This window comes from Streptomyces sp. NPDC001415 (assembly GCF_053597395.1).
This window is the reverse complement of sequence record NZ_JBSFIE010000018.1, coordinates 45,149-61,557: the sequence shown is the minus strand read 5'-3', so window position 1 is coordinate 61,557 and position 16,409 is coordinate 45,149. Positions and strand designations below refer to the sequence as shown.

Annotated in this window: 13 protein-coding genes and 1 pseudogene; 8 read left to right on the top strand and 6 right to left on the bottom strand. The window is 71.2% G+C overall.

The window, feature by feature from the left end:
* Positions 1–29: 29 nt before the first annotated feature.
* The 4 genes from lnt (at position 30) to ACWC2B_RS23470 (ending at position 5,049) form a co-directional block, all read left to right on the top strand.
* The gene (gene lnt, locus ACWC2B_RS23485; protein WP_450719618.1) at positions 30–1,646 is read left to right on the top strand and encodes an apolipoprotein N-acyltransferase; all 1,617 of its coding nucleotides are present in this window, start codon (positions 30–32) and stop codon (positions 1,644–1,646) included.
* A gap of 34 nt (positions 1,647–1,680) precedes the next feature.
* Entirely contained in the window at positions 1,681–2,163 is a 483-nt protein-coding gene (locus tag ACWC2B_RS23480; RefSeq protein ID WP_450719616.1) for an NUDIX hydrolase, read from the top strand.
* Between the two features lie 56 nt (positions 2,164–2,219).
* On the top strand, positions 2,220–3,023 hold the full coding sequence (locus tag ACWC2B_RS23475; RefSeq protein WP_450719614.1) for a 3-hydroxybutyrate dehydrogenase: 804 nt from the start codon (positions 2,220–2,222) through the stop codon (positions 3,021–3,023).
* 109 nt (positions 3,024–3,132) lie between these two features.
* Entirely contained in the window at positions 3,133–5,049 is a 1,917-nt protein-coding gene (locus tag ACWC2B_RS23470) for a helix-turn-helix domain-containing protein (protein ID WP_450719612.1), read from the top strand.
* Between the two features lie 47 nt (positions 5,050–5,096).
* On the opposite strand, the gene ACWC2B_RS23465 is transcribed toward ACWC2B_RS23470, so the two are convergent.
* The 3 genes from ACWC2B_RS23465 to ACWC2B_RS23455 form a co-directional block, all read right to left on the bottom strand.
* Positions 5,097–6,479 carry an MFS transporter gene (locus ACWC2B_RS23465; RefSeq protein ID WP_450719610.1) on the bottom strand — a complete coding sequence of 461 codons (1,383 nt, stop codon included), beginning with the start codon at positions 6,477–6,479 and terminating at the stop codon, positions 5,097–5,099.
* 155 nt (positions 6,480–6,634) lie between these two features.
* Positions 6,635–7,093 carry a hypothetical protein gene (locus tag ACWC2B_RS23460; protein WP_450719608.1) on the bottom strand — a complete coding sequence of 153 codons (459 nt, stop codon included), beginning with the start codon at positions 7,091–7,093 and terminating at the stop codon, positions 6,635–6,637.
* A 291-nt stretch (positions 7,094–7,384) separates the two neighbouring features.
* On the bottom strand, positions 7,385–8,284 hold the full coding sequence (locus ACWC2B_RS23455) for a helix-turn-helix transcriptional regulator (protein ID WP_450719606.1): 900 nt from the start codon (positions 8,282–8,284) through the stop codon (positions 7,385–7,387).
* Between the two features lie 257 nt (positions 8,285–8,541).
* On the opposite strand from ACWC2B_RS23455, the gene ACWC2B_RS23450 reads away from it, so the two are divergent.
* Positions 8,542–8,676 (top strand): hypothetical protein, encoded by a 135-nt coding sequence (locus ACWC2B_RS23450; protein ID WP_450719604.1) that lies wholly within the window; start codon positions 8,542–8,544, stop codon positions 8,674–8,676.
* On the opposite strand, the pseudogene ACWC2B_RS23445 reads toward ACWC2B_RS23450, so the two are convergent.
* The 3 genes and pseudogenes from ACWC2B_RS23445 to ACWC2B_RS23435 all read right to left on the bottom strand — a co-directional run.
* Positions 8,625–8,969: pseudogene (locus ACWC2B_RS23445) on the bottom strand (ATP-binding protein); the annotation flags it as partial. The gene ACWC2B_RS23450 and the pseudogene ACWC2B_RS23445 sit on opposite strands and share 52 nt — an antisense overlap.
* A gap of 255 nt (positions 8,970–9,224) precedes the next feature.
* Positions 9,225–9,677, bottom strand: a complete 453-nt coding sequence (locus tag ACWC2B_RS23440; RefSeq protein WP_450719602.1) for a hypothetical protein — start codon at positions 9,675–9,677, stop codon at positions 9,225–9,227.
* 164 nt (positions 9,678–9,841) lie between these two features.
* Positions 9,842–11,137: a PAS domain S-box protein gene (locus ACWC2B_RS23435; RefSeq protein ID WP_450719600.1), complete on the bottom strand. Its 1,296-nt coding sequence runs from the start codon at positions 11,135–11,137 to the stop codon at positions 9,842–9,844.
* Positions 11,138–11,530: 393 nt separating this feature from the next.
* Between ACWC2B_RS23435 and ACWC2B_RS23430 the strand changes: the two genes are divergently transcribed.
* The 3 genes from ACWC2B_RS23430 to ACWC2B_RS23420 are packed head-to-tail and all read left to right on the top strand — an operon-like array spanning position 11,531 to position 16,346.
* Complete coding sequence (locus ACWC2B_RS23430; RefSeq protein WP_450719598.1) at positions 11,531–12,895, top strand: ATP-grasp domain-containing protein; 1,365 nt, start codon at positions 11,531–11,533, stop codon at positions 12,893–12,895.
* A complete protein-coding gene (locus ACWC2B_RS23425; RefSeq protein WP_450719596.1) occupies positions 12,892–14,925 on the top strand; it encodes a PEP/pyruvate-binding domain-containing protein in 2,034 nt (677 codons plus the stop codon). The genes ACWC2B_RS23430 and ACWC2B_RS23425 overlap by 4 nt, the downstream gene beginning before the upstream one ends.
* Before the next feature lie 11 nt (positions 14,926–14,936).
* Positions 14,937–16,346 (top strand): MFS transporter, encoded by a 1,410-nt coding sequence (locus ACWC2B_RS23420; protein ID WP_450719594.1) that lies wholly within the window; start codon positions 14,937–14,939, stop codon positions 16,344–16,346.
* The last annotated feature ends 63 nt before the right edge of the window (positions 16,347–16,409 follow it).

Below are 16,409 nucleotides of genomic sequence, written 5' to 3'. Positions count from 1 at the left end.
ACACAGCCACCCGCCGTAGACTCCGCCGGGTGAGCACCACCGAAACCCCCACAACCGAGCCGGAACAGCTCGGACCGCAGCCTGCCGCACCCTCGCGGCCGCGGGCACTGCTGAACCGTCTCGCCCGGCCCGCCGCGGCCGCGCTCAGTGGGGTGCTCCTGTACCTGAGCTTCCCGCCGAGGCCCCTGTGGTGGCTGGCCCTGCCCGCGTTCGCCGTCCTCGGCTGGATCCTGCGCGGCCGAAGCTGGAAGGCGGGCCTCGGCCTCGGCTACCTCTTCGGCCTCGGCTTCCTGCTCCCCCTCCTCGTATGGACCGGAGTGGAGGTCGGCCCCGGGCCCTGGCTGGGGCTGGCCGCGATCGAGGCGCTGTTCATCGGCGCGGCCGCGGCGGGTATGGCCGTGGTCTCCAGGCTTCCGCTGTGGCCTGTGTGGTCCGCCACCATGTGGGTCGCCGCCGAGGCGGCCCGCGCCCGCGCCCCCTTCGGAGGCTTTCCCTGGGGCAAGGTCGCCTTCGGGCAGGCCGACGGCACCTTCCTGCCGCTCGCCGCCCTGGGCGGCACCCCCGTACTCGGCTTCGCCGTGGCGCTGTGCGGTTTCGGACTGTACGAATGCGTCCGCCAGGCGCTCAAGGTCCGGAGCACCGGGAGCGTCCGTAAGGGAGCGGCGGCGGCCGCGCTGCTCACGGTCGTCGTGCCGGTCGCGGCGTCCCTCGGCGTCCGAGGCCTCGTCAGTGACACGGCTCAGGACGGCACCGCGACCGTCGCCGTGATCCAGGGCAACGTGCCCCGCCTCGGCCTCGACTTCAACTCCCAGCGCCGGGCCGTGCTCGACTACCACGTACGCGAGACGCTGCGGCTCGCCGACAAGGTCAAGGCCGGCCAGGAGCCGCAGCCCGACTTCGTCCTGTGGCCGGAGAACTCCTCCGACGTCGACCCCTTCGTGGACGACGACGCCCGTGCCGTCATCGACCAGGCCGCCAAGGCCATACGCGCACCCATCTCGGTCGGCGCGGTCGTCGGCGGCTTCGGCACGAAGCTCTACAACGAGCAGGTCCAGTGGGATCCCAAGCTGGGCCCCGTCGCGACGTACGACAAGCGGCAGATCCAGCCGTTCGGCGAGTACATCCCGCTGCGCGGCCTCATCAGCACCTTCACCCCCGGCTACACCTCGATGGTCCGCGAGGACTTCAACCGCGGCACCAAGCCGGGCCTGTTCACCATGGGCGGCACCAAGGTCGGCATCGCCACTTGTTACGAGGCCGCCTTCGACTGGGCGGTGCGCGACACCGTCACCGCGGGCGCCCAGGTGATCTCCGTGCCGAGCAACAACGCGACCTTCGACCGCAGCGAGATGACCTACCAGCAGCTTGCCATGTCCCGGGTGCGGGCGGTCGAGCACAGCAGGACCGTCACCGTTCCGGTCACCAGCGGGGTGAGTGCCGTGATCATGCCCGACGGCAAGGTCGTCCAGAAGACCGCCATGTTCACCCCGGCCTCGCTCGTCGCCAAGGTGCCGCTGCGCTCCTCGCAGACACCCGCGACCAAGCTGGGCACGCTGCCCGAGTGGGCGCTCGTCGCGGCCGCCGCCGCGGGCCTGGCCTGGGCGATCACCAGGTCCGTACGGGGGCGTCGCGACACCGGGAGCTGACTGGCCGGTTCCTGACGGCCGCTAGGGTCGGGGCATGGCAACTCCTGACTTCATTCAAGACATCCGAGCCCTCGCCGGGCACCAGTTGCTCCTGCTGCCGGGTGTGAGTGCGATCGTCTTCGACGACGAGGGCCGGGTCCTGCTCGGCCGCCGGGCGGACAACGGCAAGTGGTCGACGATCGGCGGGATTCCCGAGCCGGGGGAGGAGCCCGCCCACACCGCGGTGCGCGAGGTGTACGAGGAGACCGGCGTACGGTGCGTCGCCGAGCGGGTGGTCCTGGTGGAGGCCGGGCACAGCACCATCACCTACCCCAACGGCGACCAGTGCCAGTTTCTCGACATCACCTTCCGCTGCCGGGCCACCGGCGGCGAGGCCCGCGTCAACGACGAGGAGTCCCTCGAAGTGGGCTGGTTCGCCATGGACGCACTGCCGAACCTCAGCGACTTCGCGCTGTTCCGCATCAAGCAGGCACAGTCGGACAGCCCCACATGGTTCCAGCCCAGTACGGGCCCCTGAAGTATGTGCGCTGACCACATGGGTCGGTGAAGGGCGGCCTGCCTAGGGTCGAGAGCATGACCGCGCCCCTCACCCCCGCGCCCCTCCCGCACTCCGTCACCGTCGACCTGGGCGGACGCACCGCGCTCGTCACCGGCGCCGCGGGCGGCATCGGCCGGGCCTGCGCCCTGCGGCTCGCCGCGGCCGGAGCCAAGGTCACAGCGGTGGACCGGGACACGACAGGCCTCGAAGAACTCGCCGCTCAGGCCACCGGACTCGGCGGCACCGTGGAACCCCTCGTGCTCGATCTGACCGACCTCGACGCCGCCGAACAGGCCGCCGCCGGAACGGACATCCTGGTGAACAACGCAGGGCTCCAACTGGTGCGCCCCATCGAGGAGTTCCCGCCCGACGTCTTCCACACCGTCCTCACCGTGATGCTGGAAGCCCCCTTCCGGCTGATCAGGGGCGCGCTGCCGCACATGTACGGGCAGGGGTGGGGCCGCATCGTCAACCTGTCGTCGGTGCACGGCCTGCGGGCCTCAGCCTTCAAGTCGGCCTATGTGTCCGCCAAACACGGCCTCGAAGGCCTCTCCAAGACCGCCGCCCTCGAAGGCGCCCCGCACGGGGTCACCTCGAACTGCGTCAACCCCGGATATGTGCGTACGCCCCTGGTGGAACGGCAGATCGCCGACCAGGCGACGGCGCACGGCATCCCCGAAGAGCGCGTGCTCACCGAGGTACTCCTCAAGGACGCGGCGCTCAAGCGGCTCGTCGAACCGTACGAGGTCGCCGAAGCGGTCGCCTACCTCTGCACCCCGCAGGCCTCCTTCATCACCGGCACCTCACTCGCCCTCGACGGCGGCTGGACCGCGCACTGAACGCCGGTCGCCGCCGATCTCCCCGTCCGTTCCGCACCTTGTCCTGCACCCCTCAAGAGTTGTCCACAGGCCTGGCGAGGCCGCCCGTCCGGCAGGTATCCCTGTGACCATGTCCCACGATCAAGCACATCCCCACGACCACCCCGAAGCCCCTTACCTGGCACTTCTCGCACGAGGCGCACCGGCCGAAGCGTACGACCGCCCGGCGCTCCTCGCCCGCGCCGACGGCGCGCCACCCGGGGCGCTCGCCGCCCTGGACGCCGCGAAACAACTCGCCCTGCGCGTACGGGCCGACCTCGAAGGGCGCAGACGCCGCGAGGCCGAGCTGTCCGCCCTGTTCGAGACCGCCCACGACCTCGCGGGCCTGCGCGACCTGGACGCCGTGCTGCGCGCCATCGTGCAGCGCGCCCGCTCGCTGCTCCGCACGGAGGTCGCCTACCTCAGCCTCAACGACCCGACGGCGGGCGACACCTACATGCGGGTCACCGAAGGATCGGTGGCCGCCCGCTTCCAGCAACTGCGCCTCGGCATGGGCGAAGGGCTCGGCGGGCTCGTCGCGCAGACCGCCCGCCCCTACGTCACCTCCAGCTACTTCGACGACGAGCGCTTCCAGCACACCAACACCATCGACACCGGCGTACGCGACGAGGGACTCGTCGCCATTCTCGGGGTGCCGCTGATGCTCGGCAGCACCGTCATCGGGGTGCTCTTCGCGGCCGACCGTCACCCGCGGGTCTTCGCCCGCGAGGAGATCGCCCTGCTCGGCTCCTTCGCCGCGCACGCCGCCGTCGCCATCGACACGGCCAACCTCCTGGCCGAAACCCGGTCGGCGCTGGCCGAGTTGGAGAAGGCCAACGAGACCATCCGGGACCACAGCGCGGTCCTTGAACGGGCCTCGGAGGTACACGACCGGCTCACCGAACTGGTGCTGCGCGACGGTGGAGTCCACGACGTGGCCGACGCGGTGTCCGAAGTCCTCGACGGGACAGTCGAGTTCGCCGACACGGACTCACCGCACACCGCCGTCCTGCGCCTCAGCGGCACCGACGGCCACGCGATGCGCCACGGCGAGGACTGGCTCGCCGGAGTCTCGGCCGGCGGCGAACTCCTCGGCGCGCTCGTCCTGCACGGCCAGCCGGGCCTCGATCCCGTCGACCGGCGCACCCTGGAGCGGGCCGCCATGGTCACCTCACTCCTGCTGCTCGCCCGGCGCTCGGCGGGCGAGGCCGAACAGCGGGTGCGGGGCGAGCTGTTGGACGACCTCCTGGACGCGCCGGGCCGCGACCCCCGGCTGCTGCGCGAACGCGCCGCCAGGCTGCGGGCCGACCTCGACGCCCCGCACGTGGTGCTCGCCGCCCGACTCGACGGCCTCGACCCGGGCACCGCCGCCCGCCGCACCGCGGACCGCCGGCGCATCGGCTCCGCCGCCGCCTACCTGGCCGCGACCCGGCACGGCCTGGCCTCGACCCGCGACGGCGGTACGGTGCTGCTCCTTCCGCTCGGCCCCGGCGACACCCCGGCCGAGGTCGCCCGGCAGACGGCGAAGCAGCTGAGCACCGCGCTCCACGAGCCGGTCACGGTCGGCGCGTCCGCCATCGTCGCGGCTCCCGCCATGACGCCCGCCGCGATCGTCTCCGCGTACGCGGAGGCCCGCCGCTGCCTGGAGGCGCTGCGGCTGCTCGGCCGCGCAGGCGAGGGAGCCGCAGCCCAGGATCTCGGCTTCCTCGGGCTGCTGCTCGCGGACACCCAGGACATCGGCGGCTTCGTCGACCGCACGATCGGCGCGGTCGTGGCGTACGACAGGAAGCGCAGGAGCGACCTGGTCCGCACCCTCGACGCGTACTTCGCGAACGGCATGAGCCCGGCCCGCACCAAGGAGCATCTGCACGTTCATGTGAACACGGTGGCCCAGCGCCTGGAGCGGATCGGCCGCCTCCTGGGTTCCGACTGGCAGACACCTGCCCGCGCCCTGGAGATCCAACTGGCCCTGCGCCTCCATGTGGCGGCACCAGCCATAACGCCCTGAAGGGTGGGGCGCCACCACACTGCACCCCACCCAACTCCCGCCAACATTCAGGCAGTTCTGGCATCAGCCCCCTGTGCGGATGTGGCGGGAACACCTTGTGCAGGGCTGTCAACGCACTCCAGATCCCGCTCCCGCGTCTCCTTCGCGCACCCGACGGCGACCACGGTGAGCAGCGCGGCAGCGATGACATACAGCGCGATCGGCGTCGACGTGCCGTAGTCGGAGAGCAGCGCCGTCGCGATCAGCGGCGCGGGCGCACCCGCCGCCACGGAGGAGAACTGCGCGCCGATCGAAGCCCCCGAATAGCGCACCCGGGTCGCGAACATCTCCGAGAAGAACGCCGCCTGCGGCGCGTACATCGCCCCGTGGAACACCAGGCCCACGGTGACGGCGAGGATCAGCCTTCCGAAGCCGCCGGTGTCGATCAGCGCGAAGAACGGGAACATCCAGGCGCCGACGCCGAGCGCGCCGATCAGATACACGGGCCTGCGTCCGATCCGGTCCGAGAGCGCGCCCCACACGGGGATCACCACGAAGTGCACGGCGGAGGCGATGAGTACGGAGTTGAGCGCGGTCTGCTTGGCCATCCCGGCCGAGGTCGTCGCGTACACCAGGATGAAGGCGGTGATCACGTAGTAGCTGATGTTCTCCGCCATCCGGGCCCCCATGGCGACCAGCACATCGCGCCAGTGATCCCGCAGCACGGCGACGAGCGGCGGCTTCTCGGTCACGCTGCCCGCCTCGCGGGCCTCGGCCTGCGCCAACGCGGCCTTGAACAAGGGTGATTCATCGACCGAGAGCCGGATCCACAGGCCGGCAAGCACCAGCACACCGGACAGCAGGAACGGTATGCGCCAGCCCCATGCCGTGAACGTGTCGTCGCTCAGCAGCGCGGTGAGCGCGGAGAGCACCCCGGCGGCGAGCAACTGCCCTGCGGGGGCGCCGGTTTGGGGCCACGAGGACCAGAACCCGCGCCGCCGGGCGTCCCCGTGCTCCGACACGAGCAGCACGGCGCCGCCCCACTCGCCGCCCAGCGCGAACCCCTGAATCAGCCGAAACCCCGTGAGCAGCACCGGAGCCGCGGCCCCCACGGTGGCATGGGTGGGCAACAGCCCGATGCCGAACGTGGCCCCGCCCATCATGAGCAGGCTCACCACGAGCAGCTTCTTACGGCCGAGCCGGTCCCCGAAGTGCCCGAACACGAGCGCCCCGAGCGGCCGCGCCGCGAACCCCACGGCGTACGTGAGGAAGGAGAGCAGCGTGCCGACGAGCGGCGCGGACTCCGGGAAGAACAGCTTGTTGAACACGAGCGCGGCGGCCGACCCGTACAGGAAGAAGTCGTACCACTCGATGGTGGTTCCTATGAGGCTCGCGGCGACGATCCTGGGGAGGCTGGACGGGGCTGGTGGAGCGGTCGCGGGGGAGGACATCGGCACCACTTCCTGGCGTTCGACGGGGACGTTGCGTTGTCGCCACACCGTAGGAACGTGCAGGTCAGAGGCGTATGTGGTGGGACACCATAGTTCTGGAGGTCGGAGTGCGCGCGCCCACCATGGAGGGCCGGGAGGGGTCGGCCCTTGCCGTCCTAGGAGCGGCACCTTCCTGGGACGTAGCTGTAGCCGTCGAGGTAGAGGAGGTTCATGCCGAGAGTTTCCTCGTAACGCACTGACCATGTCGATCGGACGGGAGTGCTCCCCTTCACATAGAAGGTCATGATGCTGCCTTTGGTGACGACGTGGCCCTGGAAGCCGGCCCTTTCGTTCGCTGCCACGACCTCGCCCTTGTCGGTGAAGGCATACGTCCAGTGACCGTTCGCCTGGTCGTTCGCGCCACCGCACCAGACGCCCACCACGCTGTCGGGGACGGACCACTGCGGTTCGGCCACAGGTGGCGTGGTGTCGGGGCGCGAGGTGCCCGGGGGCGTGGTGTCGTGCTGGGTGGTGTCAGGGTGCGTGGCGGAGATCGGCGGGGTCGGATTCCCGCCCGAGGAATCCGCGTCGTGCGGTGAGCAGCCACTCGTCGTGACAAGGATGAGGCCCAGCATCGAGGCGCAGAAGAACCGAGAGGCTGGGGCCGATGCGCAAGGCACCATGGGGTCCCCCCATACAGATCGGAATCGGAAACGCTTGGTGACGAGGCTCTCCGCCGCACCTGGCTGCGGCTCCGCTGCTGAACAAGGGGTGGTCGGCAGCGGGCTCCCGTCCGTTCCGTACGCTACGAAGGAACGGCCGCGAGCACCCCGGGGATATCCCCTGGATCCGGCCCTGGGGTTTGCGGTGCGCCGGTCCCCCCGGTGACAGAAGGGGGCCGGGTGCCGGCTACCGGGGGCCCGGCGTCAGGTCTCCCTGCCCAGCTTGCCGACCAGTCCCATGCGGGACGTGATGCCGAGTTTCATGTAGGCATTGGCCAGGTGGTACTCGATCGTTTTGACACTGAGGACCAGCTCCTGCGCGATCTCACGGTTCGACATGCCCTGCATGGCACGTCGGGCCACGGTCAGCTCCTGTGGGGTGAGCCCCGCAGGACGGACAGGGCCCCGGGCTGCCGCCGTGCCGCCACAGGCCGCCAGCTCGGCTGTGCACCGTTCGAGATACGGCGTGGCCTGGAGGCGAAGGAATGTCGTGTGGGCGGCCTGAAGTTCGGCCACCGCTTTCGGGCGTTGGCGGGCACGGCGCAGAAAGGTGCCGTAAGAGAGGTGGAGCAGCGCTTCCTCCCAGCAGGGTTCTCCCTGCTCGCAGTACCGCAACCCCGTCCGGAACGCGTGGTCTGCCGCTTCGCGGTTGCCGTGGGCCTCCTCCACCAGGCCCCGGCAACGCGCCGCTGACGCCTGTTCGAGCCATCGTTGTCGCTCGGCCGCACGCCTCTCGTACGGCATCAGCACGTCGAGGGCCTCGTCCTTGCGGCCGAGGCGTGTCAGGGCTTCGCAGAGCAGGGGCCGCCAGGCGACGATCCCGGCTTCTTCGAGACCGTTTCGGTGGACGATCTCCTCGCTCACATACGGCATCAGCTCGGCCACCGCGCGCTCGTCGTCCCCGCGGGCAGTGTGTACGCGTGCGAGTGCCGTCGCTGCGAAGGCACCGTCGTTGACGTCGCCGAGTACCCGGGCGTGGCGCGCGGCTGTCCTGGCGTGTTCTTCGGCGGCCTCGAAGTCGCCCCGGCCGGCGAGGGGGAACGCGGTGACGGAGTGCACGACCGCCAGGATGGAGATCTGGTCGGTGTCCTCGGCCAGGGACACAGCCTGAGTGCCGTGGGCGACGGCCTCGTCCCACAGTCCCGCGCGGAATTCCGTGTCCCAGAAGCGCCTTGGTGTGCAGCGGGTTTCCGCGCGTGTGTTCCCGCAGCCGGGCAATCGCCCAGCGGGGCAGGACCGATGGTCCCAGAGCGTTGTTGAGCGCGACGACGTCCGCGAGGGCGAGGCCCTCCAGCGTCAACGCGAGCGTGGTGTCGTCGTGGAGGACCCGATGCAGCCCCTGTGGCAGCCGGGGATCATTGGTGTCCCGTGTCATCAGCACGGCCAGCACCCGGTCCCTGCGCAGCCGCCGCAGCACGAAGGTGAGTGCGTGCAGTGAGGGCGTGTCCGCCCAGTGGACGTCGTCGATCAGCAACACCACCGAGGCCTGGTTCTGAAGCTGCCCCAGGGCGTCGAGGAGCAGGGCGCCTACCGCGATCGGGTCCTGGGGCGCGACGCCGCCCGGCCTGCTGAGGGCCGGCTCCCGCAGAGCCGCCGGTGCGTCGAGCAGTTGTGGTACCAGTTGCGCGATGAGTCCGTAGCTCAGCTCCATCTCCAGTTCTTCGCCGCTTGCCTTCACCACGCGGCAGTCCGAGGCGGCGCCGGCCAGGAAGCACCGGGCAAGTGAGGTCTTGCCGATCCCGGCGGGCCCGTCGACCAGCACGACTTGGGGAGCGCCACGGGCCGCCATGTCCAACCGGTCCTTGAGGCTGCTCAGTTCCCTCTCCCTGCCCAGGAACAGGGACGGTGGGGGCTGCCCGGGCATCTGTGGCGACATTCGGCTCCTCGCTGGTTCAGCGTGCCGGTGAACCGTGGGGTCGGCCACCCTGTACGCCATCACGCACCGGCTCCGGCTGGAGGTTCTGCACGGCGGGGCGTCTTCACCCGACTGAGTGATCTGATCAACTCGCCTGCCTGGCGGGCGAGTTCGCTCGACATCGGGGTGTCAGCCGGTGGCGAAGGCCGGGTCGAGGGTCTTCCACCAGCGGGTGATCGCTGCGGCGTCGGTGTACCTGACCTGGAAGAGCGCCGGCCGCTCGTAGTACGTGCACGTGATGACGTACTGCCCGTCGGTGAGGGTGAAGCAGACCATGTCGCCCGTGGGCAGGGTGGAGCCCTTCTCGTGCCAGGAGCCGCGGACGTTCCGGCTCACGTCGCAGTTGCCCAGCGGGAGACGCGAGGCGTAGGTCTGGTAAGCCTCCTGGAGCTTGCTCCTGGACGGGTACAGGGCCGCGGGTGCTGTTGTGGTCCCGCCGGGGCCGGGCGTGTGAGTCGGGGCGGACGTCTCCGGAGACGCGCCGCCTCCTGAGCCGTCGTCGTGGGTCAGCCGCGCCTGCACTACCCAGCCGGCCCCCGTCAGTATCGCGCTGATCAGGACGCCGATGATGGTCCAGCGCACGCTGGTGCGGGCCAGCAGATGCCCGGGATCCGGCTGCGGAGAAGGCCCGGGCGGCTGGGGTGGACGCCACCCGCCGGGCCAGGACAGGACAGCGCGGCCATGCGCACCCGCCACCGCACCAGCGGCACCGCACCGGCATGGGTGATCCCCCCACAAGCCACCCCTCAGGCGCTGCTGAGCGGATGGGCCGCCGTGGCGGAGCGCGGGGGCCAGGCCTGAGGGGTGAGGATGCCCAGCACATAGGCGCGGGCGACGAGGGCGGGGCGGGTCGCGGCGCCCAGTAACTCCCGCAGGCGGCTCAGGTGGTAGTCGACCGTCTGCCGGGACAGCTTCAGCGAGGTGGCGATGTCGCTGTTGCTGCTGCCCGCCGCCAGGAGGGACAGGATGCGGATCTGGGCGGCGGTCAGTGACGGATGGGCCTCGTGGGCCAGGCTCTGGTGGGTGACGACGGCCCAGACGTGCCGGGCGCGCGCGGCGGAATGGCCGACCGTCGTCAGATGGAGCCGCGCACGGCGCTGCCGCCCCTGGGCGTCGACGAGTACCGCGGACGTCTCCACTCGTCTGGTGCGGCGCGCTATGAGCCCGTTCCACCTGCGGTGCAGCCGTTCGAGGCCGGGTTCGGCGGCGAGCAGGGTGTGCGCGCGGCGGCCGACCAGCTCGGGCAGGCTGAGATGGAACAGCTCGGCGGCCGCCGCGCTCGCCTCGACCACGCGTCCGTTCGCCGACAGCAGGGCGCAGGCCAGGCCGCTGTGGTCGCGCAGCGCCTGCAGGTTGTCCTCGGCCTCCTGCCACTGGACCATGGCGCGGAGTTGATCCGTGATGTCCACGTAGATCCCCGCGACGCAGGTCCGCGCGTTCTCCCGGACGGGGAAGCGGTGGCCCACCGCCTGGCCCGCGCTGCCGTCCGGGCGCCGGTAGTCGAGGGTGTGGCGCACCGGCGTCCCCCGGGTGAGGATCTCCTGGTCGAGGGCGCGGAAGTGGACGGCCTCGGCGGGGGCGTCGAAATCCTCTATGAACTTGCCGACGAGCTCGTCCGGAACGGCGCCGTAGAGGTGCGCGTAGGCGTGGTTGGCCCACAGGTAGCGGCCCTCGCTGTCCCGGATGAAGGCCGCGGCCGGGGCCAGGTCCGCGAGGCCCGCGAAGGCGGCGTACCGGCGCGGCGTCTCCGGGCGCGCGTCGACCTCCACGGCGAGACCGCGCGTACGGCTGGGGACGTGACTCTCGTCCAGGGGCCAGCTCACGTCGAAGGTACGGCCGTCGAACCGTGCCTGCCAGCGGTCCTCTTCGGGCGGGTGCCCCGGGGCGATGAGCTCCTGACGCATCCGGTCGAGGAAGCGCTGCGCCGTGCCCGTGTCGGCGAAGGCGCCGCCTCCCCTCTCCCGCACCTGCCACGGCTCGTCGACCTCCCACCAGAACACCGGAAGGCGTTCGAGTAGTGCTTTGAGGCTGGAATCGTCCACAGCGGTCTCTCCGTCCGTATACACCCGACTGACGCACAGTCACATCGCGATGGGTATCCCGTCCCGATCCCGCGCATGCTCGGTTCTCGGCCGAAGTGGAAGCCGGCCCGCGAGCCTCGCGAACCCCTCCGGTGCCCCAACTCGGCCCGCGACTCAGGCATTTGCCTGAACAGCAGACGTCCCCGGTGGTATTGCGGGCGCCTGTCGCGTGGTCCCCTTGAGTGTGCGGGTGAACACGCCCCGACACATACACCGGGACATTTCCCGCGCCCGGCGCGCATCACCGATCCGTACGACGACGCGTACGGCACACACCGCACGGCCGCACACGCACGTACGACGCGTACGGCACGTACCCACACGGACGAATGGAGACGAACTTCAGTGAGCAAGGTGCTGTTAGTGCATGCCAAGGGTGGTCCGCCGCTCGGCCACGTCCTGTCCCGGACGGCCGCGCGGGCGGAAGTGCACCTGCTGGCGCTCAGCGCTCTTCCTCCCACCGTGGCAGGCTCCGCCCGGAGACTGTGCGCCTCTGTCGTGACGCCCGCCGACGCGCAGCGCTCCGACCTGGTGTCCCTCATCGCCTCGCGAGCCGAGGCCGTGGGCGCGGACGCGGTGCTCACCTTCTCCGAGTACGCGGTCGTGGCCGTCGCCGAGGCATGCGAGGTGCTCGGTCTCGCGGGGGCCGGCGGCGCCGCCGCGCTCGCCCGGGACAAGCGCCTGATGCGGCGCACCTGGCAGGAACACGGCCTGCCGCAGCCCGAGTTCCGCGCCGTCGCCACGGAGGCCGACCTGCGGGAGGCGGCCGCCTCCCTGCCCTGCCCGCTGCTCCTCAAGGCGGCCTGGAGCGCGGGCTCCACCGCCCACCAGATCATCCGTGCCCCGCACGAGGCGCCCGCCGCCTGGCGCAGCTCACGTGAAGTGATGGCCGAATCCGCCCAGTTGGGGTACGCGGAGCTTCACGTGGCCGAGGCGAACGCGGACTTCGTGGTCGAGCGGATCGTGACCGGCGCGGTGTCGGACTGGTTCGACGAGCCCGGCTGGGGCGACTACGTCAGCGTCGAGGGCGTCGTGGCGGACGGCACCTTCCACCCGGTCTGCCTCAGCGGCCGCATGCCCACGGTCGAGCCGTTCACCGAGCGCGCGGGCATCACCCCCGCCCTGCTGCCCCAGGACGCCCAGGACCGGATCGTGGCCCTCGCGCGCCAGGCCGTCGACGCCCTCGGCCTGCGCGACTGCGGGACGCACACCGAGATCAAGCTCGGCGCGGACGGCGCCATGTGGCTGATCGAGACCGCCGCCCGGTTCGGCGGCGCGATGACCGTGCCGCAGATCGAGGAGGTCTTCGGGCTCGACCTCGTCGGCATGCTCGTCGACCACCTCCTCGGGCGCCCGGTCCCATGGCCCGGCCAGGCCCTCACCCCGGCGCAGGCGCGCGGCGCGGCCGGCTCCCTCGTGGTCCTCGCGGTCGACGGCCGGGGCGAGGCGTGGCAGGACCGCAGGGTCTGGGACTTCCCCGTGGTCTCGGCGCGGGTTCCTCTCAGCCGGGGCAGCGAACTGTCGGTGGTCGCGGAGAGCTCGCTCGCCGATGGCAGCGTCGTGCCGGTCTACGACCCGGCCGCTGGCGCCAACACCATGGCGGCCCTGTGCCTGCTCTCCGCCACCGACCCGCGTACGGTGCTCCGCGACTTCGAGACACTGGTGGACGCCCTGCCGCGGGTGCTTCCCGCCGCGCAGCCCGAAGAGGTCTCCATATGACCGCCCAGCCGTTCACCGACGCCCCCGAACCGGCCACGGACCGCACGGTCATCGGCGAGAACCTCTCCCTGCCGCTCTTTCGCACGCTCTCCGGGGTCCTCGCCGGCCACCCCTACCTCAAGGTCGTCGTCGACCGCGCCGAGAACACCTGGCACCTGCTCGACACGGCCGCGCACCCCTTCCACGTCAACTACATCGCCACCCGCGTCCTGGGCATGGAACTCGCCGCGCTCGACGCGGACTTGGACGCGTTCAACGCCTCCGTCTACATGGACCCCGGCCGCCGATTCCTGCTCGGCGTGCTGTCCCTGCACAGCGGCGAGGACGCGGAGGGCCGCGAACGCCCCTTCCTCGTCCTGGAGACGACCGAGGCCGACACCATGAACGGCGAACTCCTGGAATTCTTCTACGAGTTCGTGCGGGTACGCGTCGACGGCAGGCTCCCGGTACTGCTCAAGCCCGCCAACCACGGGCAGGAGGAGGAACTCGCGGCGATCAGCGAACTCCGCGTGCCGCGCATCCTGAGCCACGAGCTGTTCGGCTCCCGGACCCGGACGCCGCTGAACCCCGGCGAGGCCACCGGACGGCTGCGGTTCTTCCGAACGAACGAGGCGTACGAGGAGTACACGGCCGGGGAGGACGGGCTCGGCTGGGCGGACATCGTGGCCATGCCGTGCCTGCCGGACGACGTGCCCCGGGTGGCCGGATTCCTCAACACCGCGCCGATCACACCGCTTTCACACACCAACGTCCTGGCCTCCGGCTGGGGGATACCCAACGCGATCGTGCTCGACCTGGAGCAGCTCGTCGAGAAGGACGGCCTGGACGGCGCGTGGGTGCGCTACCGGGTGCACGAGGACGAGATCTCCCTGGAGCGGCTGGACCAGGAACCGGCCCTGCGGGCTCCCGCCTGGCACCAGCAGCGCATACGCATCGAACCGCCCCTGCTCGAAAACGCCCCCGTCCTGGCCCTGCACCGGCTGCGCAGCGTCGACCGCGACCGGTACGGCACCAAGGCGGCCAACCTCGGTGAGCTGCACCACGTACTCGACAGCCGTACGGCCGACCTGACCGCCTTCTACGGTCGGCCCCGCCCGCCGCGCGACGACCTCTACGGGCACCTCGCCGCCCGGCTCGGCCTCGGCTCGCCCTCCATGGCCGAACTCCGCGCCAAGGCCGCCGAATTCGTGGCCACCACGGTCGGCGCCCCCCAAGGCGTCGCGCTCCCCTTCGCGCTCCAGCAGCACTTCCTCGCCTCGTCGCCCGCCGTCCAGCAGGGCATCGGCAAGCTCAAGATGGCACTCGAACTCGACGCGGTCGACGCCTTGGACCCGCTCTGCCTGCAACTCCAGCAACTGATCCGGAACACGCCCGTTCCCGAGTCCGTCACCCGGCAGATCAGCCAGGCGTTCCCCGCTCCCTCGGCCGCCCGCGGGCGCCTGGTGGTGCGCTCCTCGTCCAACGCCGAGGACCTGCCGGGCTTTTCCGCGGCCGGCGTCTACGACTCCGTCACCGCCGTCCACGGCACCGGCGAACTCCTGGACGCGGTACGCCAGGTGTGGGCCTCTCTGGTGTCGCCCCGCAGCGTGCGACTGCGCCACCAGGTCGGAATATCGCTCGACGACACCTACATGGGCGTGATCATCCAGGAGTATGTGCCGGCCTCACTCGGTGGCGTTCTGGTGACCTGCGACCCGACCCGCCGCGGGGACTTCCGCAACGTCTACCTCAACTGTTCCCCCGGCTCACCGGAGCAGGTCGTCGACGGCTCGGTCCTGCCGCAGCAGTACCTGTACAACACGGTGGAGGGCGGCGGCCGCACCGTCGCCCTGGGCTCCTGGGGCGACGGGCTGCCGGCCGCCACCCGCGCCCGGCTCGCCGACCTGTCCCTGACCGGGCGGCTGCTTCAGTCCCACTTCAGCGGTTCGGACTTCGGCGGGTCCGACGTGGACAAGCCGCTGGACATCGAGTGGCTGATGACCGATCGGGGCGACTTCCGGCTGGTCCAGATCCGCCCGTACGCGCTGTGAGGCCGAGTCCTGTGCCTCCGCGCCCCGGCAAGGAGGCGGGCGCCGTTCCGACGGCCACCGCCCGCCGGATCATCCGGCTCAACTACGGCTTCCAGCTGCTGTTCAACCTGCTGTGGTGGATGCCGGTGTTCTACGCCTACCAGAAGGCCGCCGGGCTCTCGGACGGGCAGATCTTCGGCATCCAGAGCATCTACTACGTGGCCTTCTGCCTGTTCGAGATCCCGACCGGGCTGATCGCCGACCGGATCGGCGCCCGGAACTGCCTGCGGGCCGGGGCGGTGGTGATGACGGCGGCGAACCTGGCTCCGGTGGTCAGCGCCTCGTACGCGGGCTTCCTCGTCCACTTCCTCGCCATCGCCGTGGGCCGCTCGCTCACCTCGGGCGCGGCCAGCGCCTATCTGTACGAAGGGCTACGGGCCGAGAAGTGCGACGAGCACTATCTGAAGGCGGAAGGCACCGCACGGGCCCTGGGGCTCGCGGCGAAGGTCGTGTGCTGGCCGCTGGTCGGCCCGTTGATGGCCGTCGCCCACGCGGCCCCGTACATGCTCAGCGCCGCCAGCGCCGCGGGCTCTCTCGTGTGCGCCGTCGCACTGCCCCGGCTCGCCGGGACGGACGGTGGTACGGGGGAGCCGGCCGGCCGGGCGAACGGAGGGCGCAGGGGCGGCGCGTTTCTGCGGGACGCGGGCACCGCGTTGCGCTGTGTCGCCTCTTCGCCGTGGCTGGCCCTGGTGATGGTGCAGGGCGTGGCGGTCTTCACCCTGTCCCGGATCTGCCAGGTCAACCTCTTCCAGCCGATCCTGCTCGACCACGGCATCGCGGAGGCCTCGCACGGCGGAGTGCTGGCCGCGATGACGGTGGCGGAGGCGGTGGCCTCGGCCCGCCCACAGTGGCTGAGCCGTCGCCTGACACCGGTCGCCTGGGTGTCGATCCTCAGCCTGGCGCTCGCGGGCACCCTGGCGGCCATGACGCTCGGCGGACCGTGGGCTGTCGTCGCGCTGCTCTGCCTGTTCGCCGCCGCGACCGGCTTCGCGTACCCCGTCCAGCGCAAGCTGGTGAACGACGCGATACCCGCGAACGCCCCGCGAGCCACGCTGCTTTCGGTCGAGAGCATCGTGGACCGCGCGGTGTGCGCACTGGCCGCGATCGCCGTGGGCGCGTATCTCTCCGCCGGGCGCCTGGACGCCCTGCTGTGGCACAGCGCGCTCGCGACGGTGGTGCTGCTCGGGGTCTTCCAACTGCTCCTGCGCAGCGGGGTGGTGAGGCCGGCCGGCGTCGAAGCCGGGAGCCCGGCGCGGGACACGGGGGCGCGGGACCCGGCCGCTCGCGACGACCCCACGGCGGACGAGGAGAGCCATGAAACGGGTGACCCGGCCCGGCGCCTGACCGGAGGCGGACGCCGCGGGCCGCAGCCGGACACGTAGCCGCAGCGCGGACGTATCCCCGCTGAGGTACGCGTCCGGAAAGGCGCGCGCCTCAGCGGGGCA